We start from the raw sequence: 22,181 nt of genomic DNA, 5'->3' as shown, positions 1-22,181 counted from the left end.
CTTCTGCCGACTCGCGCCCTCTGGAACCCGCACTTGTGCCGACTCGCGCCCTCTGGAACCCGCACTTCTGCCGACTCGCGCCCTCTGAGACCTGCACTTCTGCCGACTCGCGCCCTCTGAGACCTGCACTTGTGCCGACTCGCGGGTTAGTTGAAGGAGTGGTCCTTGCCTGCGATGGTGAGGCCGTCCTGGACCACGAAGCCGTGGCCGGCGTCCTCCTCCGGGTCGACACCGACCCGCGCACCGGGCGGAATGACCACGTTCTTGTCGAGGATGACATTGCGGACCACGGCGCCGGCGCCGATCTTGACGTCGTTGAGCAGCACCGCGTCGGAGACCTCCGCCGAGCCGTCGACGTAGACGCCCGGGGAGAGCGCCGAGCGGGCGACATGGGCGTCGGTGACGACGACGCCGGGTGAGAGCAGCACCTCGTCGATCTGCGAGCGGACCACCTTGGCCGGCGGGTAGGGGCCGTGGGAGGTGTAGATCGGCCACTCGTAGTTGTAGAGGTTGAAGACCGGCAGCGGCGAGACGACGTCCATATGGGCGTCGAAGTAGCTGCGCAGCGTGCCGACGTCGCGCCAGTAGCCGCGGTCGCGGTCGGTGGAGCCGGGCACCTCGTTGTCGCGGTAGTCGTAGACGGCGGCCTGGTCGCGTCGTACGAACGCGGGGACGATGTCGCCGCCCATGTCGTGCTTGCTCCCGATCTCGGCGGCGTCACGGGTGACCGCCTCGACGAGCGCGTCGGCGTCGAAGACGTAGTTGCCCATCGAGGCGAGCACCTCCTCGGGGTTGTCCGGCAGCCCGACCGGGTCGGTGGGCTTCTCCAGGAACTCCCGGATCCGCCGCGGGTCGTCCGGCTGGACGTCGATGACGCCGAACTGGCCGGCGAGCGAGATCGGCTGCCGGATCGCTGCCACGGTGCAGGCCACGCCCAACTCCAGGTGCTGCTCGACCATCTGCGCGAAGTCCATCCGGTAGACGTGGTCGGCGCCCACCACGACGACGATGTCGGGCTGCTCGTCGCGGATCAGGTTGAGCGACTGGTAGATGGCGTCGGCGGAGCCGAGGTACCAGTTCTTGCCGACCCGCTGCTGCGCCGGCACGCTGGCGACATAGTTGCCGAGCATCGTCGACATCCGCCAGGTCTGGCTGATGTGACGGTCGAGCGAGTGGCTCTTGTACTGCGTCAGCACGACCACCTGCCGATAGCCGCTGTTGACGACATTGGAGAGGGCGAAGTCGATGAGCCGGTAGTTGCCGGCGAAGGGCACCGCGGGCTTGGCCCGGTCGGCGGTCAGCGGCATCAGCCGCTTGCCCTCGCCGCCCGCCAGCACGATCGCCAGAACCTTCTTGCGTGACGAGAGGACCATGCTCCCAACCTAGTGCCGGACAGGCTAGGTTCGCATCGTGCGCGTCGACATCCTCAGCAGGGAGTACCCACCGGAGATCTACGGCGGCGCCGGCGTCCATGTCGCCGAGCTCGTCCGGGCGCTACGTCTGGTCGCGGCGGAGTCGCCGGGCGCTCTCGAGGTCGTGGTCCGCGCCTTCGGGGCGCCGCGGTCGGAGGAAGGGACGTTCTCGTACGCCGACCTGCCGGCGCTGGCCGGCGCGAACGCGGCGCTGCGGACCTTCGGGGTCGACCTCGCCATCGCCGACGACACCACAGGCGCGGACCTGGTGCACTCCCACACCTGGTACGCCAACCTCGCCGGGCACCTCGCCGCGCTGCTGCACGACATCCCGCACGTCATCACCGCCCACTCGCTGGAGCCGCTGCGGCCGTGGAAGGCCGAGCAGCTGGGCGGCGGCTACGCGCTGTCGTCGTGGGCCGAGCGCACGGCGTACGAGGCGGCGGCCGGCATCGTCGCGGTCTCGGCCGCGATGCGCGAGGACGTGCTGCGGTCCTATCCGGCCGTCCCGCCGGAGCGGGTGCACGTGGTGCACAACGGCATCGACACCGCGCTATGGGCGCCGATCGACGACCCGGACCGGGTCCGGGAGCTGGGGGTCGACCCGGACCGGCCGACCGTCATCTTCGTCGGCCGGATCACCCGGCAGAAGGGGCTGCCCTACTTCCTGCGCGCGGTGGCGGCGCTGCCGCCGGAGGCGCAGATCGTGCTGTGCGCCGGCGCGCCGGACACCCCCGAGATCGCCGCCGAGGTGGAGGGACTGGTCGACTCGCTGAAGTCGACCCGGACCGGGGTCGTCTGGATCCCGGAGATGCTGCCGCGCACCGACCTGGTCACCCTGCTCACCGCCGCGGACGTCTTCGCATGCCCGTCGGTCTACGAGCCGCTCGGCATCGTCAACCTCGAGGCGATGGCGTGCGAGACCGCGGTCGTCGCCACCGCGACCGGCGGCATCCCCGAGGTCGTGGTGGACGGCGAGACCGGGCTCCTGGTGCCGATCTCCCAGGCGAGCGACGGCACCGGTACGCCGACCGACCCGGAGCGGTACGTCGCCGACTTCGCCGCCGCGCTCGGCGCGCTGCTGGCCGATCCCGGCCGGGCGGCGGCCATGGGGCGCGCCGGCCGGCAGCGGGCGGTGGACTCGTTCAGCTGGGTCGCGATCGCCGAGCGGACCAGGGCGGTCTACGACAGCGTGCTCAGGTAACGGTCACTGGGCGCCGGCCGGGTCGGCGGCGGTCGACTCACCCGCAGGATCCTCGGCGGGCTTGCTCGCCTGCTCCGAGGCCGGGGGCTGGCTCGACTCGGACTCCTTCGAGGGCTCGGCCGAGGCGGTCTCGGCCGGCTCCTGGGACGGCTGGGCATCCGGCTTCGACGTGGCCGTCTCGGTGGGAGTCGCCGGAGCGGACTCCGAGGCGGACTCGGTCGGCTCGGGGCCGGCCGGGGACGTGGTCGGGTCGGGCTCGGGAGTGGGCTGCTCGGTCGGCGTCGAGGTGGGCGTCGTCGACGGGTCGGGCTCGTCCTGCGAGCGCACGTGGACGGCGTACTCCTTCGACACGCTGCCCTCGTAGAGCGGCCGGTCCACGAACTCGAACCGGTAGACGGTGTCCTTGTTCGGCGTGACGGTGTAGCTCGGGTCGGTGTCGGCGGCGTCGAGCACGGTGACGGTCCGCCAGTCGCCGCCCTCGGCCTTGGCAGAGAGCACCACGGTGCCGCGGCTGATCCGCCCGCCCGATCCGTCGCGCAGCACGGCCTGGAGGCTCACCGACTCGCCGGCCTCGATGGTGTGGCTGGCCGGCCCGATCAGCTGCACCTTGCTGGTGCGGCCCTCAAGGTCGTAGACGGTCGTGCCGTCGGCGTTGCCGAGCCCGAGCGCGTCGATGGCGAACGGGTTGCCGTCGCAGCCGAAGCCGACGGTGAAGACGCCGGAGCCGTCGGGACCGAAGGCTTGCGAGAACTGGTGCGGGGTCGCTGTCACCGGCACCGCAGCGGTGGTGGAGCCGAGCGGCACCACCGGCTGGCCGGTGGCGGTGTCGGTGTCGACCCAGCTGTAGGTCAGGCCGACGGCCTCGATCGAGGTCCAGCCACCGGCCGGGACGCTCAGCGCTGCCCGGCCGATCCACATCTCGGAGGTGCCGACCTGGGTGGGCGCCTGGTAGGCGGCGTAGGCGACGCCGGTGGTGCCCTGTGGTGCGGCGACCGAGATGCCGACCGAGGTGGTGGCGGCGAAGGAGCCGACGTAGTGGAGTGAGCCGACGGCGTTGCCGCCCTGCAGGTCGAAGCCGAGGGCGCGGTTGCCCAGCGCCGCGTCGCCGAGGTTGCCCACCTGGGGGGTCGTGGTGTCAGCGGTGCGACTGAACATGCTGCTGCAGCCCACATAGGAGAGCCCGGCGTCGCGACCGGCAGGGAAGGCGGTGCCCCGGACCGTCACGATGCGAGTGCCGGTGTCGGCGGCCGCCGCCGATCCGGCGAAGGGCACCATCGACCCGAGCACGCAGACCACGCTGCCCGCGATGCCCATGAAACGCTTGCGCGGCACCCGAAGGCGCTGCCTCTGCGACACGACCGAACTCCCCAACTGATTCCTCGGGCAACCCTGCCCCTGACCCGTCGCCACTCTACGTCGCGACCCGAAGACACGTGACCCTAACGTGGGGGAAGATGGCTGCGCGGCGACACACGCTAACTCGTCTCTGAAGAGTCGCCGAACATCTCGGAGCGCTCCCGGCCGACCCGAGGCTCGGCCGGCCCTGGCGACACCGGGCCAGTGGTCTGCGACGGCGGCCCGGTGGCCGGCGCGGACCGCGGCTCGTCGCGGAACCGGAGCGCGTCGAGTCGTCCCGCGACATCGGCGGCGAGGTCGTCGAGCCCGTCGAGCAGGCTGGCGACGACATCGCGAAGCTGCTCGGGGACGAACGGCCAGCCCGGCAGCGGGTAGCGCAGCAGCACCCGGTCGGCGCTCGCGGCGAACTGATAGACGTGCCTGCCGGTCAGCTCGGCGACGACGTCGGCCATCCGCTCGGGCCGGCGGACGTCCCACACCAACTCGCTGAGAAGGTCGACACGCGGGCAGTCGGAGTCGACCCTGACGAACAGCACGGACCGGCCGACGGTGATCTGGAGGTCCCCCTCGCCGGCCCGGCCGATCTCACCGTCGAGAAGCGGCGCGAGCGCCCGGCCCACCGCCAGCCGCAGCTCCTCGGCCGTCTCGGGCCGGATCAGCTCGGGCTCGGCATCCTCGGCGCGAGGCAGCGGGACCGTCGGCACCGGCTGCCACGACTCCCCCACGACCAAGGCCGGATGGAGCGCGCCACCTCCCCTCAGCTGGGTGACGACCCGCGCCGCGACCTGGTCGCACTGGCGCGGTGCGGCGGTCTCCGTAGCGCTCAGGCCACCCTCGACGGCCTCGCCGTAGCGGCTCACCACGATGGCGTCGCCGCCCCGGCGGAGGTGGACGTCGGCACGTGGCGCGGCGAGGTAGATCTCCTCGCCGTCGCCCAGGTCGAACACCGCGTCGGCCAGTCGTCGGCGGAACCGCCGCCACGCCTGCTGCACCTCGCCGTCCCAGTCGAAGTCGCCCATCGCTCGCCTCCTCACGCCACCCGGGGACCAGGTCAGAGCGTGGTCGAGAGCTCGGCGCCGAGCCGACGCTTTTCCGAGTTCTCGAACACGTTCTCGAAAACGTTCTCAGTACACGTACTCAGACTACGAGCCGCCTCCGACAGCCTCGGCGGACCGCGACGCCGGCGTCAGTCGAGGGCGGCGAGCTGGGCTCGAGTCGGGACGTAGGGCCGCAGCCGCAGACGCATTCCCGCCTCCTCGGGGGTGCGATTGGCCTTGCGGCCGTTGCACCGACGGCAGGCCGCGACGGTGTTGAGCCAGGTCCAGGCGCCGCCCCTGGAGGCGGGCAGCAGGTGGTCGACGGTAGTGGCGTGGTCGCCGCAGTAGGCGCACCGGTGCCGGTCCCGTCGCAGCACGCCCTCACGGGCGTAGCCGGCGGGTCGGTAGAGCCAGTGCGCCGAGATATAGCGGACCAGCCGGATCACCTTGGGCCACGGGTGCGGTCCGATCATCCGGTCCTCGTGGGCCTCCTCGACGATGGCCACCTGCCGGAAGAGCATCCGCACGGCGTGCTGGAAGGTCACCTTGCCCAGCGGCTCGTAGGAGGCGTTGAGAAGTGCCACATTCGTCACCGCCATCGTCGACACCCCCTTCGCTCATCCGCGCAGATGGAAGGACCACCCAAAGGCTAAATGCCGAGTGGGGCGACACCAAGCCATTTGGCCGACGTGGCGGGCGTGCTGTTGGCCGGGCTTACGCCTCGATGAGCTCGATCTGCTCGGTCTCCGAGGCGCGCCGGCCGCGCACCGCCAGGCCGACGAGCGCGATCGCCAGCCCGCCGAGGCCCGCCAGCGCGAAGCCCCAGGCCCAACCGCCGTGGTCGATGCCTACGCCGATCAGCGGGGCGCCGGCGGCGCTGCCGAGGGTCAGCGCGGAGCCGTGCCAGCCCATCGCCTCGCCCCGGACACCGGCCGGGACCAGCCTGGACAGGTCGTCGACGGTAGCGGTGATGGTCGGCGCACAGAAGAAGCCGGAGACGAACAGCAGCACCACGAACCAGCCGCGATCGGGGGCCAGCGCCACCAGCGCGGTGGTAGCCGCCAGCGCGGCGAGCAGGACCGCCGCCGAGGGGTGCCGGTGGAGGGCGCCGTACAGCACGCCGCCGATCGCGGAGCCGGCACCCCACAGCGCCAGCACCCAGCCGATCGAGGTCTGCTGGCCCCAGTCGCGCAGCGCCGCGACGGTGCCGAGGTCCTCACCGGTCAGGATCATCGTGGAGACGGCCGCGATGGCGAGCACGACCACGACCGCCGGGGTGAGCCAGCGGCGGGTCGGCACCTTCGCCGCCGTCGGGTCGGCGTGCTCGCCGGTGAGCGGCGGGTTGACGAGCCACAGCGCCAGGCCGCCGGCGAGCACCGAGACCTCGCAGATGAGCAGGGCGAGCGAGGTCGGCAGGTAGGTCGCGGCGACGACGCCGGCGACCGGGCCGACCAGGAAGGACAGCTCGATGGCGACCGAGTCGACCGAGAGCGCGGTGGTGCGCTGGTGGTCGGGAACCTGCCCGATGAGCACCTGCCGGATGATGGAGAAGGTCGGCACCGCCACCAGATTGGCGGCGAAGGCGAGCACCAGCAGCGGCCAGTAGCCCAGCCAGGGCGCCAGGCTCCACACCACCGCACCGACGGCGATCGAGGGCGCGACGGTACGACGAAGGCCGACCCGGTCCAGGGCACGGCCGCGCCACGGGCTGCTGATCGCGAGGGCGAGGCTGACCGCGGTGCCGATCAGGCCGGCCTCGGCGTAGCTGCGGTCGAGAGAGCCGACGACGTGCAGGGTGATGACCACGTTGGCGGCCCACAGCGGCACCCGAATGACCAGGCCGAGGAGCAGGATTCGCCGGATGGTGACGTTTCTCAGAAGCTCTGCGTATGTCGCGAATCCCACCGCGAGATTGTCCCGCGACGCACCGACATTTCCGAATTGTTAACGGCCCTCGAGAGCGGCCAGCTCCCCGGCGATGTTGGCCCGGGCGACGCCCTCCCAGGAGGCCCGGGCGAACGCCGTCGTGAAGAGATGCTCGCGCTCGATCAGCCGGCGCAACACCTGGGTACGGCCCTCGCGGAAGTCGTCCGCGGAGAGGTCGGCGTACTCCTGCCGGACCGCGGCGCGATAGTCCCCGTAGCGGTCGGCGTCCGCCGCCAGGATCGCCAGGTCGGCATCGCACAGCGCGGCGCCGTTGCGGTCCTCCGACTCGGGCTGGTGGGTCTCGGTGAGCCGCACCAGCCGGGTCACCTCGGTGACGGTCGCGGCGTCGACCAGTCCCGTCAGCGCCGTCTCGGCCCACATCGCCGAGCGCTCCTCGGCGTCGCGCTCGCCGTCGTAGACGCTGTCGTGGAACCACGCGGCCAGCGTGACCGGCAGCTGCTCGAAGACCGCGCCGGCCTCGCGCAGCTCGCCGAGGCGCCTCAGCACGTCGGCGAGGTGGCGGGTGTCGTGGTAGCGACGCTCGGGGCCGGCGTACGCCGCGATCAGCTCGTCGCGCAGCTCAGCCGAGCCGGGCTGAGCATCGGGAAGGGGCCAATGTTGAGGCAGCTCCATGGCAGACATTCAACATCAGACGGCCCAATGGCGCAGCCATCGTGTGTGAGGGGAGGACTGCAGCTTGGCCAGCGCCGCCTCGCTGATGTCGCCGGCGATGTCGGTAACGACGTAGCCGCGTTCGCCGCGGGTGGCGAGATATTGGCCGGTCACGTTGGCGCCCTCGGTGGCGAGGATGTTGTTGACCTCGGCGAGCACGCCGGGGACGTTGACGTGGAAGAGGCCGAGCCGGCCGCCGCTGGCCAGCGCCGGCGGCTGCACCGTCGGCAGGTTGACCGAGAGCGCGGTCGAGCCGCCCAGCTCGAAGTCGCGCAGCTTGCCGGAGACGAAGTAGCCGATCTCCTCCTGGGCCTCCTGCGTGGAGCCGCCGACGTGCGGGGTGAGGATGACATTGTCCAGGCCGCGCAGCGGGGACTCGAACGGGTCGCCCTGGGCCTTGGGCTCGATCGGGAAGACGTCGAGCGCGGCGCCGGCGATGTGGCCGGAGAGGACATGCTCGCGCAGCGCGTCGGTGTCGACGACCATGCCGCGGGCGGCGTTGATGAAGATGCTGCGCGGCTTCATCTTCTCGAACTGCTCGGCGCCGAAGATGCCGGCATTGCCCGGGCGGCCGTCGACATGGAGGCTGACCACGTCGGCTTCGGCGAGCAGCGCGTCGAGGGTGGGCACCCGGCGGGCGTTGCCGTGGGCGAGCCGGTCGGCGATGTCGTAGAAGATGACATACATCCCCATCGCCTCGGCGAGGTTGGAGAGCTGGGTGCCGATGTTGCCGTAGCCGACGATGCCGAGGGTGCGGCCGCGGACCTCGTGGCTGCCCTTGGCGCTCTTGTCCCAGATGCCCTCGTGCATCTTCTGGGTCTTCTCCGGCAGCCGGCGGGCCAAGCTGATGATCTCGGCGATGACCAGCTCCACCACGCTGCGGGTGTTGGAGTAGGGGGCGTTGAAGACGGCCACGCCGTGCTCGGTCGCGGCAGCCAGGTCGACCTGGTTGGTGCCGATGCAGAAGCAGCCGATCGCGGTCAGGTCGGTCGCGGCGTCGAGCACCCGGGAGGTGATGTGGGTGTTGGAGCGGATGCCGAGCAGTGTCACGCCCGGCCCGCCCTGGGGGGAGAGCGTCTCGACCAACTCCTCCTCGGAGAGCGAGGAGGCACGCAGCTCGACCTCGAATCCCGCCCGCTCGAGGTTCTCGACGGCGAGGGGATGGATGTTCTCGAGGAGGAGTGCCTTGGCCATGTCTCAAGGGTAGGACGGACCCACCGGCTCCCGGCAATCGAGTTTGCCGGTCGAGACTGTCACAACCGAGGTGACACCGCCGTCGTACGACGTCAGGCCCGGGCGGAGCCGCGGCGGCTGACCGCCCGCAGCGGCTCAGACCACCGGCACCGACCCCAGCGCCTCGGCCAGCTCGGTCTCCGACAGCGCGTCGTCCTCCAGCGAGCCGGACAGGAACTGCGCGTAGGCGCCCAGCTCGAGCAGGCCGTGGCCGGAGAGGCCGATCACGATGACCTTCTCCTCGCCCGACTCCTTGGCGGCCAGCGCGTCGCGACGGGCAGCCGCCAGCGCGTGGGCCGACTCCGGCGCGGGCACGATGCCCTGGCTGCGGGCAAACTCCACGCCCGCCTCGAAGCACTCGTTCTGGTGCAGCGCCATCGCCTCGATGAGCCCCTCGTGGACGGCGTGGGAGACCAGCGGCGCCATGCCGTGGTAGCGCAGCCCACCCGCGTGGATGGGCGAGGGCACGAAGTCGTGGCCGAGGGTGTACATCTTCATCAACGGCGTCATGCCGGCGGTGTCGCCGAAGTCGTAGCGGTACTCGCCGCGGGTCAGCGTCGGGCAGGAGGTCGGCTCGACCGCGACGATCCGGGTGCCGGCACCGCCCACCAGGTTCTCGCGCAGGAACGGGAAGACCAGGCCGGCGAAGTTGGAGCCGCCCCCGGCGCAGCCGTAGACGACGTCGACCGATCGCTCGCCGGCCTTGGCCAGCTGCAGCAGCGCCTCCTGGCCGATCACGGTCTGGTGCAGCAGCACGTGGTTGAGGACCGAGCCGAGGGAGTACTTCGTGGCGGGGTCCTGGGCGGCCACCTCGACCGCCTCGGAGATGGCGATGCCGAGCGAGCCGGGGTGCCCCTCGGGGAACGCCTTGCCGGACTCGGTCAGCTGCGAGGGCGAGCGGTGCACCTTGCCGCCGAAGACCTCGATGAGGGTACGACGCTGGGGCTTGGTGTCGTAGGAGACGCCGACCTGCCAGACCTCGCACTCGACGCCGAACAGTGCGCTGGCGTAGGACAACGCGGTGCCCCACTGGCCGGCGCCGGTCTCGGTGGTGAGCTTCGTGATGCCGCTGAGCTTGTTGTAGTAGACCTGCGGCACGGCGGTGTTGACCTTGTGCGAGCCGGCCGGGCTGACGCCCTCGTACTTGTAGTAGATCCGGGCCGGCGTGCCGAGCTCGGTCTCCCAGCGGCGGGCGCGGTAGAGCGGGCTGGGGCGGTACTGGGCGTAGACGTCGAGCACCGGCTCCGGGATCTCGATATAGCGCTCGGTGGAGACCTCCTGGCCGATCAGCTCCATCGGGAACAGCGGCGCCAGGTCGTCGGGCCCGACCGGCTCGCGGGTGCCCGGGTGCAGCGGCGGGGGCGGCGGCGTCGGCAGGTCGGCCAGGATGTTGTACCAGTGGGTGACCCGCTCGTCGGGGTCGAGGGTGAACATCACCGGGTCGCTCATGCTGCTGTGTCCTCTCGGGTCGGGTGTCGGCCGCAGCCTAGACGGTATGACGTGATTTCTCCTGTGCGTCAGGATGGAGGCGATGGATGCCTTGCTCGACGCCCGTGCCCGGGTGCTCGCCGACCTGAACTCCCGTGGCCTGGCGACCGCCACCGTGGTGAGCGCACTGGAGGACGCGGTCAGCGAGCGGGGCTGGTGGGTCTCACAGTGGCCCGAGGGCTCGATGTACGTCGCCGGGCTGGTGGCACAGGACGTCCAGGACGCGCTCGCCGACACCGGTCAGCGATGGCCACTGTGCGTCGGCTGCGACGAGCACTCTCCGCTCCACATCCTCTACATCTCCCCCGACCTGGGTGGCCCCGACCCGGTCTGGGTGTGCGAGGAGACCGGGGACATCGTCGCTCCGCTCGGCGGGTTGTGACCGATCCGTGGTCCGATAGGTCACTCCCTGGTCACAACGCCGGTCACAGCGCCGGTCACGACGACTCGGCGGCGCCGAGCTCGACCCGGAGCGAGTAGCGGTCGGCCCGGTAGACGGCGCGGGAGACCTCGACGACCTGCTCCCCCGCCAGGGCGCGCCGCTGCTTGCGCAGCACCGCCGAGCCACGGGCGACCTCGAGCAGGGCCGCCTCGTCCGCGGTGACGAGGTCGGCACTGACCGCGTCCTCGACCCAGCTGGCCGCCATGCCCTGACGCTCCAGCTCGTCGTACAGGCTGGTAGGCATACTGACCTGGAGGAAGCCCGGGACCAGTGACTCGTTGAGGTAGACGTCCTCCAGGCACATCGGCTCGCCGTCGGCGCGGCGCAGCCGACGCCAGTGGACCACCGAGCCGCCCTCCTCGATCCCCATCGCGCGGGCGACGCCAGGGCCGGCCTGCTCACGGCGGGCCAGCAGCGTCTGGGACTCGGCTTGGAGGCCGCGGCGACGCATCTCCTCGGTGAACGACAGCACCGGCGTCGTGCTCCGCTTCGGCCGGGCGACGAAGGTGCCGCGTCCCGGAACGCGCTCCAGCAGCCCCTCGACGACCAGGGCGTCCATCGCCTGTCGTACCGTCATCCTGGCCACGCCGAAGCGATGGACCAGCTCGCGCTCGGAGGGCGCCGGAGCGCCCGGGGACTCCGCGGAGATCAGCCCACGGACGTACTCCCGGATCTTCTCGTGCTTCAGCGATCGCCCTCCGGCGTCGATCGGCACGTCACTCATGCCCAGCAGGGTACGGCGGCCGACCGGTGCCTGTACGTGGTACTTCGGACACTTTACTCCCAGGGCTGCCCAGCAGTTTTTTCGTTGTCCCGTCCAGCACCGATATCGAACACCTGATCGAATCAGTGGGGTATTCTCGTCACCGTGGACTTCCAGGGATCATTGTTCGCCGCCCCTGCCGCGACCACGCTCGAGCTGACCGACGTCGAGCGCACCGCGCTCTCCCGGGGCGCCTGGATCGACGTGTGCCGCTGCTGGCTGCCCGCGGCCGACGAGGTCTTCCGCACCCTCGTGGCCGAGGTGCCCTGGCGCACCGAGCGTCGGCAGATGTATGACCGGCTCGTCGACGTCCCCCGGCTTGTCCACACCTACATGATCGGCGACGAGCTCCCCCACCCGGCGCTCACCGCCGCCCGCGACACGCTCTCCGCGCACTACGCCGACGAGCTCGGCGAGCCCTTCCGCACTGCCGGCTGCTGCTACTACCGCGACGGCCGCGACTCGGTCGCCTGGCACGGCGACACCATCGGCCGTGGCCGCACCCAGGACACCATGGTGGCGATCGTCTCGCTGGGCGACCCGCGTCGGCTGGCGCTGCGGCCGCGGGGCGGCGGCGATTCGATCTCGGTCGAGATGGGTCACGGCGACCTGCTCGTCATGGGCGGCTCCTGCCAGCGCACCTGGGAGCACGCGGTGCCCAAGGTCGCCCGCGCCGGGCCGCGGATCTCGGTGCAGTTCCGGCCTCTCAACGTCTTCTGAAGGTCCCGTGACCTCGGGACCCTTGGCCCCTCGATCCGGTGACCAAGTGTTCTGACACCCGACTGCCACGCCGCCTTAGCGTCGAAGCAGTAGGACCGGCCAACAGGACCGGTCGGAACAAGGGAGAATCCGATGCGCTCAGCATTCGACAAGCTCATCTCGTGGACGGGGCTGTTGCTGGCCGTCGTCCTGCTCGTGGTCGGCGGCTTGCTCACCTGGGCCAACAGCTTCATCGGCGATCAGGTGCACGGCCAGCTCACCGACCAGGGCATCACCATGCCATCGGGCGCCGCCCTCGAGGACCTGCCCAAGGCCGACAAGGCGGCTCTCGAGAAGTACGCCGACAGCCCGCTCGACACCGGCGCCGAGGCCAAGGCGTTCGCTGACCACTACATCCTGGCGCACATGAACGCGGCCAGCGACGGCCGCACCTACGAGGAGGTCTCAGGCGAGTACACCCAGATGTCCGCCGAGGAGAAGGCGTCGGCAGACGGCCAGGCGCTCGCCGGGCTGCGGCAGACGCTCTTCATGGGCAACACCCTGCGCGGCCTGCTCCTCTACGGCTACGCCTTCGCCACGATCGGCACCATCGCCGGCATCGCCGCGATCGGCGCCTACGTCGGTGGCGTCATCTTCCTGGTCCTCGCCGGCATCGGCTTCGGGCACGCGAGGAAGGTCAAGCTCGCCGAGCGAGGTCCGGCGCGGCCGCTGAGCGTGACCGTCTGACAGACCATCGGACGAAGGGGAGGTACGGCGCCCGCCGTACCTCCCCTGTCGTGAGGCGAGCAGCGCCTCGGTCACGGATGAGCGGGGCATCCACGGTGCTTGAATGGCGGCATGGCCTTCCGCGCCCTGCCTGCGCCCGTCACGCTCACCGGTCGTCTCGTCGAGCTCCGCCCACTCGACCGCTCGCACCGCGCCCGGCGAGCCGGCCAAGACTGGGGGCATGGTGGTGAGTGAGATCGTCGGGCGGTTCGTCGCGGCCGACGGGCGGCTGCTGGACATCCCACGCAAGCGCGGGAAGCTGCTGTTGGTGCTCGACCATGTGGCGCAGCGGTTCGAGCCGGGGAGGGTCTACCCGGAGCGGGAGGTCGACGCGGTGCTCAAGGAGTTCCACCCCGATCATGCGGCGTTGCGGCGCTACCTCGTCGACGAGGGTTTCCTGACGCGGGAGAACGGCTACTACTGGCGCTCGGGCGGCACCTTCGAGGTGTGAGTACGACGCACCCGGAGCCCGGCGGCGACCAGTCGGTGCACCAGCTCGCGACTGCGCACCGGGACGGCGCCGGCGGCGACCAGGGCGTCGTACCACTCCGCCGGGACGTCGTAGTGGTCCCGGTCGAAGCCGCGCTCCGGGAGGCCGGCCGCGGCGGCGAACTCGTGCAGCTCGTCGTAGGAGGTGTCGCTGGCCAGGTGGGACCACAGCCGGCCGCGGGAGGGCACGGCGGGCGGGTCGATCAGGATCACGGCCGGGGCGGGGTCAGAACTCGACCTTCGGGGCCTGGTCCTGGCCGAGCGGGGCCTGGTAGAACTCCCGCTTGCGCACCCCGGCGATGCCGGTGAACAGCAGCCACGGGAACGAGACGACGAGCTTGTTGAGCTTGGCGACGGCGTCGTTGTAGTAGGACCGGGCGAAGGAGATCTGGTTCTCGGTCTCGGCCAGCTGCTTCTGCAGCTCGAGGAAGTTGGTGTTGGCCTTGAGGTCGGGGTAGGCCTCGGCGGTGGCGTTGACGCGCACCAGCGCCTGCTGCAGGGCGGCGTCGGCGGCGGCCTTGGCCGGCACGTCGGAGCCGGCGGCGGCGGTGGCGACGGCGGCGCGGGCCCGGGTGACCTCCTCCAGCACGTCCTTCTCGTGGGCGGCGTACCCCTTCACCGTCTCGACCAGGTTGGGCACCAGATCGGCACGACGAGTGAGCTGTACGTCGATCCCGCCGAGCGCCTCCTGGGCGCCGACGTCGGTGGTGCGGAGCCTGTTGAAGCCGACGATGGCGAAGATGACGAGCAGTACGACGACGATTGCTGCGATGGCGATGGCCATGGTTGGCTCCTGACTCGTGCATGGGTGAATCGTGCCGGATCCGAAGGGATGTGACTACCAGGAGCCACCGCCGCCACCCCCGCCACCACCACCGCCGGAGAAGCCGCCGTCACCACCGCCGCTGGAGTGCGACTGCGAGGCGGAGTAGGCGGAGACGGCGCCGGACAGCGTGCTCTCGAAGTCGTGGACCATCGAGCTGGCGAAGTCGCCGGAGTGGGAGCCGACATAGGCCGCCCCGAAGTACGACGGCGCGGGCGGCTCGGCGCCCATCTCGGTGCGGTACTTGGCGGCCCAGGCGTCGGCGCAGTCGAAGGCCACCGCCCACGGGATGTAGGCGGTGTAGAGCTCCTCGCGGCCGGAGAAGTCGAAGCGCTGCTTGCTCGACGGCGTCGACAGCACCCGCTTGAAGCCGCCGAGCTGGGACCACAGCTGACGGCCTGTCGCGGTCCGCTTGGTGCCCGCGCCGGCGGCGGCCATCGAGCTGCCGAAGATCGCGAACGCGCCCGGGACGATGCCGGTCATCGACATCCCGAAGGGCCGGACGAACAGGCAGACGCCGGCCAGGATCAGTCCGCCGAACACCATCACCGCGCCGATGCCGCCGAGCCCGGTGCGGGAGAGCAGGCCAGTGCTGAGCGCCCACTTCTTCACGTCGGAGTTGAAGGTCGACATCTCGCTCTGCAGCGCCTTGCCGGCGGCGAGGTTCTTCTTCGAGGCGGTGAACGAGCCGGCGGAGCCGGCCAGCCGGGCGGCGGTGACCTGCGCCAGGTCGGCCGGGTCGTAGGAGTCGGACTTGCGGGTGAGCGTCCACTCCCTGCCGCTGCGGCTGAGCTCGACCGAGCCCTGTTGCGCGGCCTGCAGCAGCGTGGCGACATAGGCCCGCTTCGGCAGCTGCTCGGTGAGGATGTAGTTGCCCTGGGCCGGGGTGAGCCCGTCCGGCGGGGCGTAGGTCAGCGGGAAGCCGGGCTCGCGCTCCCGTGCCTTGGCGCCGAGCAGCCCGCCGGCCACCGCGCCGCCGACGCCGAGCAGCACCACGACCACCAGGCCGGCGACATTGGTGCCCAGCACCGCGTCCCACCTGATGGTCCAGGGCAGGTGGTTGCCCTCGGGCGGGGTGGCCATGGCGAGGTCGGTGAGGATCGTGACCGGGGTGCGAGCGTCCACGTGGTCGACATGGAGGCTGAGCTGCTGCGTCCCGGCGCCCTCGGCGGTGCAGGGGGTGCCCCCGCCCCAGCCGACGGTGCACCGAACGGTCTGCCCCGCCGCGACCGGCAGCGCCACGGTGATGTCGACGTCGCTGATGTCCTGCTGCCAGCCCCCGGGCACGACATTCCAGTAGAACGAACTGCCGCCCTCGCGGGAGGGCAGCAGGGTGCCGTCGATGGTGTAGCTGATCTTGTAGTTGTGGGTGCCCTGGGAGAGGTAGCGGTCGGCGTCGCCGATCTTGAGGTAGAGATAGCGACCGAGGTCCTGCCGGCCGGTCTCGTAGGGCTCCGGCTGTCCGTCGCGGGTGACGCTGATGCCCTCGGGGGTACGACGGGCGTGCGGTGCGTTGTCGTCCAAGCGGTCGAAGAACCGGTAGATGCCGTGGCGATCGCTCGTGCTGACGTCGACGTCGATGTCCTCGGTCACGGTGATGTCGCCGTCGTCGTTCATGACGAAGCTGGCGTCGTACCTGCTGATGGAGGTGGGCTCGTAGCCGTCGCCGTCGACCCCGGAGATGTCGAAGAACAGCGCGGGCAGGCAGAACACCGCCCCGATCGCGGCGATGCCGGCGAGATAGACCAGGATCCTCGTCACAGCAGCCGACTCTAGTGTCGCCCCGCCGAGGAGTCAGAGCATGTTCGAGACCTCGGCGCCGAGCCGGCGCTTCCGAGTCCTCGAACACGCTCTCAGACGCTCCTCGCTCAGGACTCCATGATCAGGCAGGTGGTCACCGCGTGTGCGATGACGCGGCCCTGCTCGTCGGTGATGCGGCCCTCGGCGGTGGCGGCCCGGCGGCCGCGCGTGACGACCCGGCCCTCGCAGCGCAACCGGCCGCTGTCGATGGTGGCGGCCCGGGTGAACTTCATGACCAGGTCGAGCGAGGTGTAGCCGGTGCCGGCCGGGAGCGTGCTGTGGACGGCACACGCCAGCGCACTGTCGGCGAGCGTGGAGAGGATGCCGCCGTGGACGCTGCCGATCGGGTTGTAGTGCCACTCGGCCGGGGTCACCTCGAAGGCGACGAAGCCCTCGGAGACCTCGACGGCGGTGATGCCGGTGGTCGCCATCACCGGCGGCGGGGGCAGTTCGCCGGCGCCGATCGCCCGGAGGAACTCCAGCCCGCTCATCGTGGTCGCGGCGGTGGCCAGGACGATGGGGTCCGCCCAGTCGTAGGTCCTGGTCCGCTCCCCCGCCGAGCTGACCTCGTGATTGACGGCTGACATCTCTAGATCCCCTTCCGGACTGGTTTCCCGCTTACCGTAGAGCAGTTAGTAGGAAAATCAAACTCGCCTACACTGGTGCCATGCCGGCAACCGACGTACGCACCTGCTCCGTGGCCCGCGCCCTCGACGTGATCGGTGAGAGGTGGAGCCTGCTGGTGGTCCGCGAGCTGTTCCTGGGCAGCCGTCGCTTCGAGGAGTTCGCGCGTTACACCGGGGCGCCGCGCGACGTGCTGACGACGCGGCTGCGCAAGCTCGAGGAGGCCGGACTGATCCGCCGCGAGCCCTACCAGGACCGGCCGGTGCGCTTCGAGTACCGGCTGACCGACCTCGGCAAGAGCCTGCACCCGGTGATCCACGTGCTGCGCGAGTGGGGGGACGCCCATCTGGCGGGCGACGACGGCCCGCCGACGACCTTCCGGCACTCCTGCGGCGAGGTGTTCCACCCGGTGCTCACCTGCGCGGCCTGTGGCGAGCCGGCCGGGCCTCGCGACGTCAGCCGGGGCTGAGGTCTGGAGTGTGTGGCGCACCTGGTGCGCCTCACACTCCAGACTTCAGCGGGTGAGCCGGCGCAGCAGCCAGACCAGCGCGGCGAGTACGACGACCCCGGCGGCGGCCTGCTTCCAGTAGCCCTTCGCCAACACCGGCAGCACCGTCGTACCCAGGTCGATGGCGTCGTCCGGAGTCGCCGGCGCGGCGTGGCGACCCGTGCTCGGCGCGGCGACCGGGCCGCCCTCCTCCATCATGTCGGAGACCGCGAGCTCCTCGGCAGCCTCCTCCGGCCCGGCGTCGACGTCCTGGCCGGGTGCCGACTTGGCCTCCAGGCAGGCCACGAACTGCTGCAGCAGCTTGTCGGAGACGTCCTGCATCACGCCGCGGCCGAACTGCGCCGGCTTGCCGGTGATCGACAGGTCGGTGGCGACCTCCACGTCGGTGGCGTCGCCGGAGGCCGACATCGACACCGTCACGGTCGCTCCCGCCGTACCGTTGCCGCGCTTGTCGCGTCCCTTGGCGTCGACGACGAAGCGGTGCGCCTCGGCGTCCTTCTCGGTGAAGGTGCCGGAGCCGGCGTAGACCAGCGCGATCGGCCCGAGCTTGACCTTGACGGTGCCCTCGAAGGAGTCCCCCTCGGCCGAGGTGACCTGGGCGCCGGGGAAGCACTCCGCGAGGGACGCGATGTCCTGGAAGCGGTCCCAGGTCTCCTCGACCGAGCCGGGGACGGTGAACCGGTGAGTGAGCTCCATACCCACAGACGTTAGCCCTTGTCTCTCGAGCCGGCGCCGTCGCGAGCGGCGTCCGGTGCGTGCGATGGCGAGGCGGAGGAGGGAGCCATGCCGGAGGCATGGCGACTGACGACAACGAAGCCAGCGTGCGTGCTGGGCGTCGCGCAGCAGGCGTCCGGCTCGGGAGACAAGGGCTCAGCCCGCCGCGGCGGCGAGCACCGCTCGCCGGGTGAGCACGCCGGCCAGGTGGCGTCGGTAGTCGGCGTCCCCGTTGAGGTCGGTCGGCGGATTGGCGCCCTCGGCGGCGTGATCGGCGGCGGCGCGGATCGCCTCCTCGGTGGCCGGACCGCCCACCAGCGCCTCCTCGACCGCCCGGGCCCGTAGCGGCGTCGAGCCCATATTGGTCAGCCCCACCCGGGCATCCGCAATGACGCCGTCGGCGACCCGGACGGTCGCCGCGACGGCGCAGATGGGCCACTGGTGGGCCACCCGGACGAACTTCTCGTAGTGGGCACCCCAGCCGGTGTGCTTGGGCACCCGCACCTCGGTCAGGATCTCGTCCTCCCCGAGCGCGGTCTCGAAGAGGTCGACGAAGAAGTCCGCGGCAGCCACGGTGCGGCCGCCGGCCGGCCCGGCGATCACGAACTCCGCACCCAACGCCAGCGCCGGCGCGCAGAGGTCGCCGGCCGGGTCGGCGTGGGCGAGCGCGCCGCCGAAGGTGCCGCGGTGGCGGACCTGCGGGTCGGCGAGGTGCTTGACGGCCTCGGCGAGGAGAGCGGCATGCTCCTTGACCAGCGCCGCGGCGCCGACGTCGACATGTCTGGTCATGGCACCGATCACGATGGCGTCGCCGTCGTCGCGGATGCCGTTGAGGGAGGCGATGCGACCGAGGTCGACGATCGTCTCGGGCGCGTTGAGCCGCATCCGCAGCACCGGCAGCAGCGACTGTCCGCCGGCGAGGATCTTAGCGTCGTCGGCCGCGGTGAGGGCGGCGAGCGCCTCCTCGACCGAGGTCGGCGCGACGTACTCGAAGCTGGCGGGAATCATGCCTGGTCTCCTTCGGTCGCGTGGATGGCCCGCCACACCCGTTCGGGCGTGCAGGGCATCTGGACGTCGGCGACCCCGAAGGGCCGCAGTGCGTCGACGACGGCGTTGACCACCGCCGGCGTGGAGGCGATGGTGCCGGCCTCGCCGACGCCCTTGGCGCCCAGGCTGTTGGTGGTCGCCGGCGAGGTGGTGTGGTCGATGTCGAAGCTGATGGTGTCGGCGGCGGTGGGCAGCAGGTAGTCGGTGAACGTGCCGCTCACCAGCGTGCCGGTGTCGTCGTAGACCGCCTCCTCCCACAGCGCCTGCGCGATGCCCTGCACCAGCCCGCCGTGCACCTGGCCGCTGACGATGAGCGGGTTGATGATCACGCCGATGTCGTCGACGCAGGTGTACTTCCGCAGCTTTACCGCGCCGGTCTCGGTGTCCACCTCGGCGGCGCACAGGTGGGTGCCGTGCGGGAAGTTGAAGTTGACCGGGTCGTAGGTGGCGTCGGCGTCGATGCTCGGCTCCACCCCGTCGGGCAGGTTGTGGGCGGCGAAGACGGCGCCGGCGATCTCGGTCAGCCCGATGCCGGCCTCGGTGCCGCGGACGCCGAACCTGCCCTGCTTGAACTCCAGGTCGTCGACATTGGCCTCGAGCAGATGGGCGGCGATCGGCCTGGCCTTGTCGATCACCTTCTCGGCGGCCCGGACCAGCGCCTCGCCGCCGACCACCAGGCTGCGGGAGCCGTAGGTGTCCAGGCCGCGCGGCGCGACCTGGGTGTCGCCGTGCAGGATCTCGACGTCCTCGAACGGTACGCCGAGGCGGTCGGCGATGATCTGGCTGAACGCGGTCTCGTGGCCCTGGCCGTGGGCGCTGGCGCCGGTGATCACCTCGACCTTGCCGGTCGGCAGCATCCGGATCGAGGCGGTCTCCCAGCCGCCGGCCCCGTAGTTGAGCTGGCCGAGCACCCGGCTGGGCGCCAGGCCGCACATCTCGGTGAAGGTCGAGACCCCGATGCCGAGCTGCACCGGGTCGTTGCTCGCCCGGCGCCGCGCCTGCTCGGCCCGGAGGTCGTCGTACCCGAAGATCTCCTTGGCCCGGGCGGTGGCCGCCTCGTAGTTGCCGGAGTCGTACTGCAGGCCCGCGACGGTCTGGAAGGGGAACTCCTCGTGCTTGATCCAGTTCCGCTCGCGCACCGCCAGCGGGTCCTGACCGAGCTCGTGGGCCAGCTCGTCCATCAGCCGTTCGATGGCGTACGTCGCCTCGGGCCGTCCCGCGCCGCGGTAGGCGTCGGTCCAGGTCTTGTTGGTGAGGACGGTCTGGCAGTTGAACTGGTAGGCGGGGAACTTGTAGATGGCGTTGAACATGAAGGCGCCCAGCACCGGGACACCGCCGCCGACGAGGGCGACATAGGCGCCGAGGTCGGCCAGCAGGTCGATCTTGAGGCCGGTGACGGTGCCGTCCTTGGTGGCGGCGAGGGTGAGCCGCTGCCACTGGTCGCGGCCGTGGTGGGCGGTGAGCAGGCTCTCGCTGCGGGTCTCGGTGTACTTCACCGGCCGGCCCACCTTGCGGGCGACCGCGAACGCGATCATCTCCTCCGGTGTCTGCTGCAGCTTGCCGCCGAAGCCGCCGCCCACGTCGGGGGCGATCACCCGGATCTTGGACTCCGGGACCCCGGTGGTCGCGGCGAGCGCGAACCGGAGGATGTGCGGGATCTGGGTGGCCGACCACATGGTGATCTGCTCGCCGGTGGGGTCGACCACGACGCTGCGCGGCTCCATGAAGGCGGGGATGAGCCGCTGCTGGCGGTACTCCCGCTCGATCACGATGCCGCTCTCGCGCGCCGCGGCGATGGCCTCCTCGACATTGCCGCCGGTGCCGGCCTCGGCGGAGTCGAACCGCCAGAAGGCGCTCTTGTTGGTGCCGAGGTCGGGGTGGGCCAGCACCGTGTCGTTGGCCGCCTCCTTGAGGTCCAGCGCGGCCGGCAGTTCCTCGTAGTCGACCTCGACGAGCTCGGCGGCGTCGCGGGCCTCGGCGGCGCTCCGCGCGACCACCACCGCCACCACCTCGCCGGCGAAGGCGACCCGGTCGGTCGGCATCGGCAGGTGCGTCGGGGTGACCTGGTCGGTGGTGATCGCCCAGGCGTTGATGCAGGCGCCCTGGCTGTCGCCGAGGTCCTGGCCGGTGAACACCCCCACAACGCCGTCGGCCTCCTTGGCGGCGCTGGTGTCGATGCCGGTGATCTTGGCGTGAGCGAACGGGCTGCGCACCATCGTCAGGTGGAGCATCCCGTTGAGCTGGATGTTGTCGGTCCAGCGGGTGCGGCCGGTGATCAGCCGGGCGTCCTCCTTGCGTCGGCGGTCACGACCGATCTCCTGGGCCGGGGCCTCCTGCAGCGCGGTCATCACTGCACCACCGCGGCGAGCTGGCCCGACGCATACTGCACGGCCCGGACGATGTTGTGGTAGCCGGTGCAGCGGCACAGGTTGCCCTCAAGCCCTTCGCGGATCTCCTGCTCGCTGGGATGGGGGTTGTGGTTGAGCAGGTCGACGCTCTGCATGATCATCCCCGGGGTGCAGAAGCCGCACTGGAGGCCGTGGCACTCCCGGAACGCCTCCTGCACGGGATGGAGCTCACCGCTCTGGGCCAGCCCCTCGATGGTGGTGACCTCGTGACCGTCGGCCTGCACGGCCAGGACGTTGCACGACTTCACGCTCTCCCCGTCCAGATGGACGGTGCAGGCGCCGCAGTTGCTGGTGTCGCAGCCGACGACGGTGCCGGTCTTGCCAAGCCGCTCGCGCAGGTACTGCACCAGCAGCAGCCGCGGCTCGACCTCGTCCGACACCCGCATGCCGTCGACGGTCAGGCTGATCCGAGTCATGAGCACTCCTGTGATGATCGCACCGATGTGGCCCCGGTCACACTAGGGTCGGCGTGGTTGCCCCCTGGTTGGTCGCTCCCCCGCCAGCCCGTGACCGGGCGCAAACTGACACTCAAAGCACGGTGAGCAGACGCAGACTGACGCTCAAAAGGCCGTGACCGGGCGCAAGCTGACATGCGGAGCCCGGCGATGAGGGCTCACCCACTAGATGAATGAGTCCAAGGGTCAGTGGTCGTAGGCGATCAGTGATCGGTGGATGTCCGCGCCGATGTGGTCGTTGTGCCAGATCGCGGTGGTGAGGGCGAGGATGCGGGCGGCGATGCGGGCACAGACT

Annotated in this window: 23 protein-coding genes; 6 read left to right on the top strand and 17 right to left on the bottom strand. The window is 70.9% G+C overall.

Annotation, left to right across the window (positions count from 1 at the left end; genetic code table 11):
- Nucleotides 1–146: 146 nt before the first annotated feature.
- Nucleotides 147–1,373: a glucose-1-phosphate adenylyltransferase gene (glgC, locus tag QM595_RS00655; RefSeq protein WP_415169585.1), complete on the bottom strand. Its 1,227-nt coding sequence runs from the start codon at nucleotides 1,371–1,373 to the stop codon at nucleotides 147–149.
- A gap of 37 nt (nucleotides 1,374–1,410) precedes the next feature.
- Here glgC and glgA point away from each other — a divergent pair, with 37 nt between their 5' ends.
- On the top strand, nucleotides 1,411–2,616 hold the full coding sequence (gene glgA, locus QM595_RS00650) for a glycogen synthase (RefSeq protein ID WP_415169584.1): 1,206 nt from the start codon (nucleotides 1,411–1,413) through the stop codon (nucleotides 2,614–2,616).
- Between the two features lie 3 nt (nucleotides 2,617–2,619).
- On the opposite strand, the gene QM595_RS00645 is transcribed toward glgA, so the two are convergent.
- From QM595_RS00645 to QM595_RS00615, 7 genes are all read right to left on the bottom strand, one after another.
- The gene (locus tag QM595_RS00645; protein ID WP_415169583.1) at nucleotides 2,620–3,948 is read right to left on the bottom strand and encodes a hypothetical protein; all 1,329 of its coding nucleotides are present in this window, start codon (nucleotides 3,946–3,948) and stop codon (nucleotides 2,620–2,622) included.
- Between the two features lie 143 nt (nucleotides 3,949–4,091).
- Nucleotides 4,092–4,991: a T3SS (YopN, CesT) and YbjN peptide-binding chaperone 1 gene (locus tag QM595_RS00640; RefSeq protein WP_415169582.1), complete on the bottom strand. Its 900-nt coding sequence runs from the start codon at nucleotides 4,989–4,991 to the stop codon at nucleotides 4,092–4,094.
- Nucleotides 4,992–5,158: 167 nt separating this feature from the next.
- Nucleotides 5,159–5,608 carry an HNH endonuclease gene (locus QM595_RS00635; protein ID WP_415169581.1) on the bottom strand — a complete coding sequence of 150 codons (450 nt, stop codon included), beginning with the start codon at nucleotides 5,606–5,608 and terminating at the stop codon, nucleotides 5,159–5,161.
- A 115-nt stretch (nucleotides 5,609–5,723) separates the two neighbouring features.
- Nucleotides 5,724–6,914, bottom strand: a complete 1,191-nt coding sequence (locus QM595_RS00630; protein ID WP_415169580.1) for an MFS transporter — start codon at nucleotides 6,912–6,914, stop codon at nucleotides 5,724–5,726.
- 39 nt (nucleotides 6,915–6,953) lie between these two features.
- Nucleotides 6,954–7,568 (bottom strand): hypothetical protein, encoded by a 615-nt coding sequence (locus QM595_RS00625; protein WP_415169579.1) that lies wholly within the window; start codon nucleotides 7,566–7,568, stop codon nucleotides 6,954–6,956.
- Between the two features lie 15 nt (nucleotides 7,569–7,583).
- Nucleotides 7,584–8,801, bottom strand: a complete 1,218-nt coding sequence (serA, locus tag QM595_RS00620) for a phosphoglycerate dehydrogenase (RefSeq protein ID WP_415169578.1) — start codon at nucleotides 8,799–8,801, stop codon at nucleotides 7,584–7,586.
- Between the two features lie 135 nt (nucleotides 8,802–8,936).
- Complete coding sequence (locus QM595_RS00615; protein WP_415169577.1) at nucleotides 8,937–10,289, bottom strand: TrpB-like pyridoxal phosphate-dependent enzyme; 1,353 nt, start codon at nucleotides 10,287–10,289, stop codon at nucleotides 8,937–8,939.
- A gap of 82 nt (nucleotides 10,290–10,371) precedes the next feature.
- Here QM595_RS00615 and QM595_RS00610 point away from each other — a divergent pair, with 82 nt between their 5' ends.
- Nucleotides 10,372–10,710: a hypothetical protein gene (locus tag QM595_RS00610; protein WP_415169576.1), complete on the top strand. Its 339-nt coding sequence runs from the start codon at nucleotides 10,372–10,374 to the stop codon at nucleotides 10,708–10,710.
- Nucleotides 10,711–10,765: 55 nt separating this feature from the next.
- Here QM595_RS00610 and QM595_RS00605 read toward each other — a convergent pair whose 3' ends face one another.
- Nucleotides 10,766–11,494 (bottom strand): GntR family transcriptional regulator, encoded by a 729-nt coding sequence (locus QM595_RS00605; protein WP_415169575.1) that lies wholly within the window; start codon nucleotides 11,492–11,494, stop codon nucleotides 10,766–10,768.
- A 144-nt stretch (nucleotides 11,495–11,638) separates the two neighbouring features.
- Between QM595_RS00605 and QM595_RS00600 the strand changes: the two genes are divergently transcribed.
- From QM595_RS00600 to QM595_RS00590, 3 genes are all read left to right on the top strand, one after another.
- Nucleotides 11,639–12,253 carry an alpha-ketoglutarate-dependent dioxygenase AlkB gene (locus QM595_RS00600; protein ID WP_415169574.1) on the top strand — a complete coding sequence of 205 codons (615 nt, stop codon included), beginning with the start codon at nucleotides 11,639–11,641 and terminating at the stop codon, nucleotides 12,251–12,253.
- A gap of 132 nt (nucleotides 12,254–12,385) precedes the next feature.
- The gene (locus QM595_RS00595; protein WP_415169573.1) at nucleotides 12,386–12,979 is read left to right on the top strand and encodes a hypothetical protein; all 594 of its coding nucleotides are present in this window, start codon (nucleotides 12,386–12,388) and stop codon (nucleotides 12,977–12,979) included.
- 220 nt (nucleotides 12,980–13,199) lie between these two features.
- Complete coding sequence (locus tag QM595_RS00590; protein WP_415169572.1) at nucleotides 13,200–13,469, top strand: DUF2087 domain-containing protein; 270 nt, start codon at nucleotides 13,200–13,202, stop codon at nucleotides 13,467–13,469.
- Here the strand turns inward: QM595_RS00590 and QM595_RS00585 are convergent.
- From QM595_RS00585 to QM595_RS00570, 4 genes are all read right to left on the bottom strand, one after another.
- The gene (locus QM595_RS00585; protein WP_415169571.1) at nucleotides 13,436–13,720 is read right to left on the bottom strand and encodes a DUF4031 domain-containing protein; all 285 of its coding nucleotides are present in this window, start codon (nucleotides 13,718–13,720) and stop codon (nucleotides 13,436–13,438) included. The two genes, QM595_RS00590 and QM595_RS00585, sit on opposite strands and share 34 nt — an antisense overlap.
- A 13-nt stretch (nucleotides 13,721–13,733) precedes the next feature.
- Entirely contained in the window at nucleotides 13,734–14,291 is a 558-nt protein-coding gene (locus QM595_RS00580) for a LemA family protein (RefSeq protein WP_415169570.1), read from the bottom strand.
- 54 nt (nucleotides 14,292–14,345) lie between these two features.
- On the bottom strand, nucleotides 14,346–16,091 hold the full coding sequence (locus QM595_RS00575; protein WP_415169569.1) for a DUF2207 domain-containing protein: 1,746 nt from the start codon (nucleotides 16,089–16,091) through the stop codon (nucleotides 14,346–14,348).
- Nucleotides 16,092–16,198: 107 nt separating this feature from the next.
- Nucleotides 16,199–16,717 carry a PaaI family thioesterase gene (locus tag QM595_RS00570; RefSeq protein ID WP_415169568.1) on the bottom strand — a complete coding sequence of 173 codons (519 nt, stop codon included), beginning with the start codon at nucleotides 16,715–16,717 and terminating at the stop codon, nucleotides 16,199–16,201.
- A gap of 80 nt (nucleotides 16,718–16,797) precedes the next feature.
- Here QM595_RS00570 and QM595_RS00565 point away from each other — a divergent pair, with 80 nt between their 5' ends.
- On the top strand, nucleotides 16,798–17,223 hold the full coding sequence (locus tag QM595_RS00565) for a winged helix-turn-helix transcriptional regulator (protein WP_415169567.1): 426 nt from the start codon (nucleotides 16,798–16,800) through the stop codon (nucleotides 17,221–17,223).
- A 45-nt stretch (nucleotides 17,224–17,268) separates the two neighbouring features.
- Here the strand turns inward: QM595_RS00565 and QM595_RS00560 are convergent, their stop codons facing one another.
- The 4 genes from QM595_RS00560 to QM595_RS00545 form a co-directional block, all read right to left on the bottom strand.
- Complete coding sequence (locus QM595_RS00560) at nucleotides 17,269–17,958, bottom strand: SRPBCC family protein (protein WP_415169566.1); 690 nt, start codon at nucleotides 17,956–17,958, stop codon at nucleotides 17,269–17,271.
- A 174-nt stretch (nucleotides 17,959–18,132) separates the two neighbouring features.
- A complete protein-coding gene (locus tag QM595_RS00555; RefSeq protein ID WP_415169565.1) occupies nucleotides 18,133–18,984 on the bottom strand; it encodes an FAD binding domain-containing protein in 852 nt (283 codons plus the stop codon).
- Nucleotides 18,981–21,371, bottom strand: coding sequence for a xanthine dehydrogenase family protein molybdopterin-binding subunit (locus QM595_RS00550; RefSeq protein WP_415169564.1), 2,391 nt, complete (start codon nucleotides 21,369–21,371; stop codon nucleotides 18,981–18,983). Before QM595_RS00550 ends, QM595_RS00555 begins: the two co-directional genes overlap by 4 nt.
- Entirely contained in the window at nucleotides 21,371–21,847 is a 477-nt protein-coding gene (locus QM595_RS00545; protein ID WP_415169563.1) for a (2Fe-2S)-binding protein, read from the bottom strand. The genes QM595_RS00550 and QM595_RS00545 overlap by 1 nt, the downstream gene beginning before the upstream one ends.
- Between the last annotated feature and the right edge of the window lie 334 nt (nucleotides 21,848–22,181).

Origin of the sequence: Nocardioides sp. (assembly GCF_047607185.1) — a bacterium.
GTDB lineage: Bacteria > Actinomycetota > Actinomycetes > Propionibacteriales > Nocardioidaceae > Nocardioides.
Note: the sequence above shows the minus strand (reverse complement) of the source record. Positions and strands in the feature narration are given on the sequence as shown.

Excerpts from the sequence above, each read along its gene's own strand:
- glgC (WP_415169585.1), bottom strand. The coding sequence starts at position 1,373 with ATGGTCCTCTCGTCACGCAAGAAGGTTCTGGCGATCGTGCTGGCGGGC.
- QM595_RS00640 (WP_415169582.1), bottom strand. The coding sequence starts at position 4,991 with ATGGGCGACTTCGACTGGGACGGCGAGGTGCAGCAGGCGTGGCGGCGG.
- QM595_RS00635 (WP_415169581.1), bottom strand. The coding sequence starts at position 5,608 with ATGGCGGTGACGAATGTGGCACTTCTCAACGCCTCCTACGAGCCGCTG.
- QM595_RS00625 (WP_415169579.1), bottom strand. The coding sequence starts at position 7,568 with ATGGAGCTGCCTCAACATTGGCCCCTTCCCGATGCTCAGCCCGGCTCG.
- serA (WP_415169578.1), bottom strand. The coding sequence starts at position 8,801 with ATGGCCAAGGCACTCCTCCTCGAGAACATCCATCCCCTCGCCGTCGAG.
- QM595_RS00615 (WP_415169577.1), bottom strand. The coding sequence starts at position 10,289 with ATGAGCGACCCGGTGATGTTCACCCTCGACCCCGACGAGCGGGTCACC.
- QM595_RS00610 (WP_415169576.1), top strand. The coding sequence starts at position 10,372 with ATGGATGCCTTGCTCGACGCCCGTGCCCGGGTGCTCGCCGACCTGAAC.
- QM595_RS00605 (WP_415169575.1), bottom strand. The coding sequence starts at position 11,494 with ATGAGTGACGTGCCGATCGACGCCGGAGGGCGATCGCTGAAGCACGAG.
- QM595_RS00595 (WP_415169573.1), top strand. The coding sequence starts at position 12,386 with ATGCGCTCAGCATTCGACAAGCTCATCTCGTGGACGGGGCTGTTGCTG.
- QM595_RS00590 (WP_415169572.1), top strand. The coding sequence starts at position 13,200 with ATGGTGGTGAGTGAGATCGTCGGGCGGTTCGTCGCGGCCGACGGGCGG.
- QM595_RS00580 (WP_415169570.1), bottom strand. The coding sequence starts at position 14,291 with ATGGCCATCGCCATCGCAGCAATCGTCGTCGTACTGCTCGTCATCTTC.
- QM595_RS00570 (WP_415169568.1), bottom strand. The coding sequence starts at position 16,717 with ATGTCAGCCGTCAATCACGAGGTCAGCTCGGCGGGGGAGCGGACCAGG.
- QM595_RS00565 (WP_415169567.1), top strand. The coding sequence starts at position 16,798 with ATGCCGGCAACCGACGTACGCACCTGCTCCGTGGCCCGCGCCCTCGAC.
- QM595_RS00560 (WP_415169566.1), bottom strand. The coding sequence starts at position 17,958 with ATGGAGCTCACTCACCGGTTCACCGTCCCCGGCTCGGTCGAGGAGACC.
- QM595_RS00555 (WP_415169565.1), bottom strand. The coding sequence starts at position 18,984 with ATGATTCCCGCCAGCTTCGAGTACGTCGCGCCGACCTCGGTCGAGGAG.
- QM595_RS00550 (WP_415169564.1), bottom strand. The coding sequence starts at position 21,371 with ATGACCGCGCTGCAGGAGGCCCCGGCCCAGGAGATCGGTCGTGACCGC.
- QM595_RS00545 (WP_415169563.1), bottom strand. The coding sequence starts at position 21,847 with ATGACTCGGATCAGCCTGACCGTCGACGGCATGCGGGTGTCGGACGAG.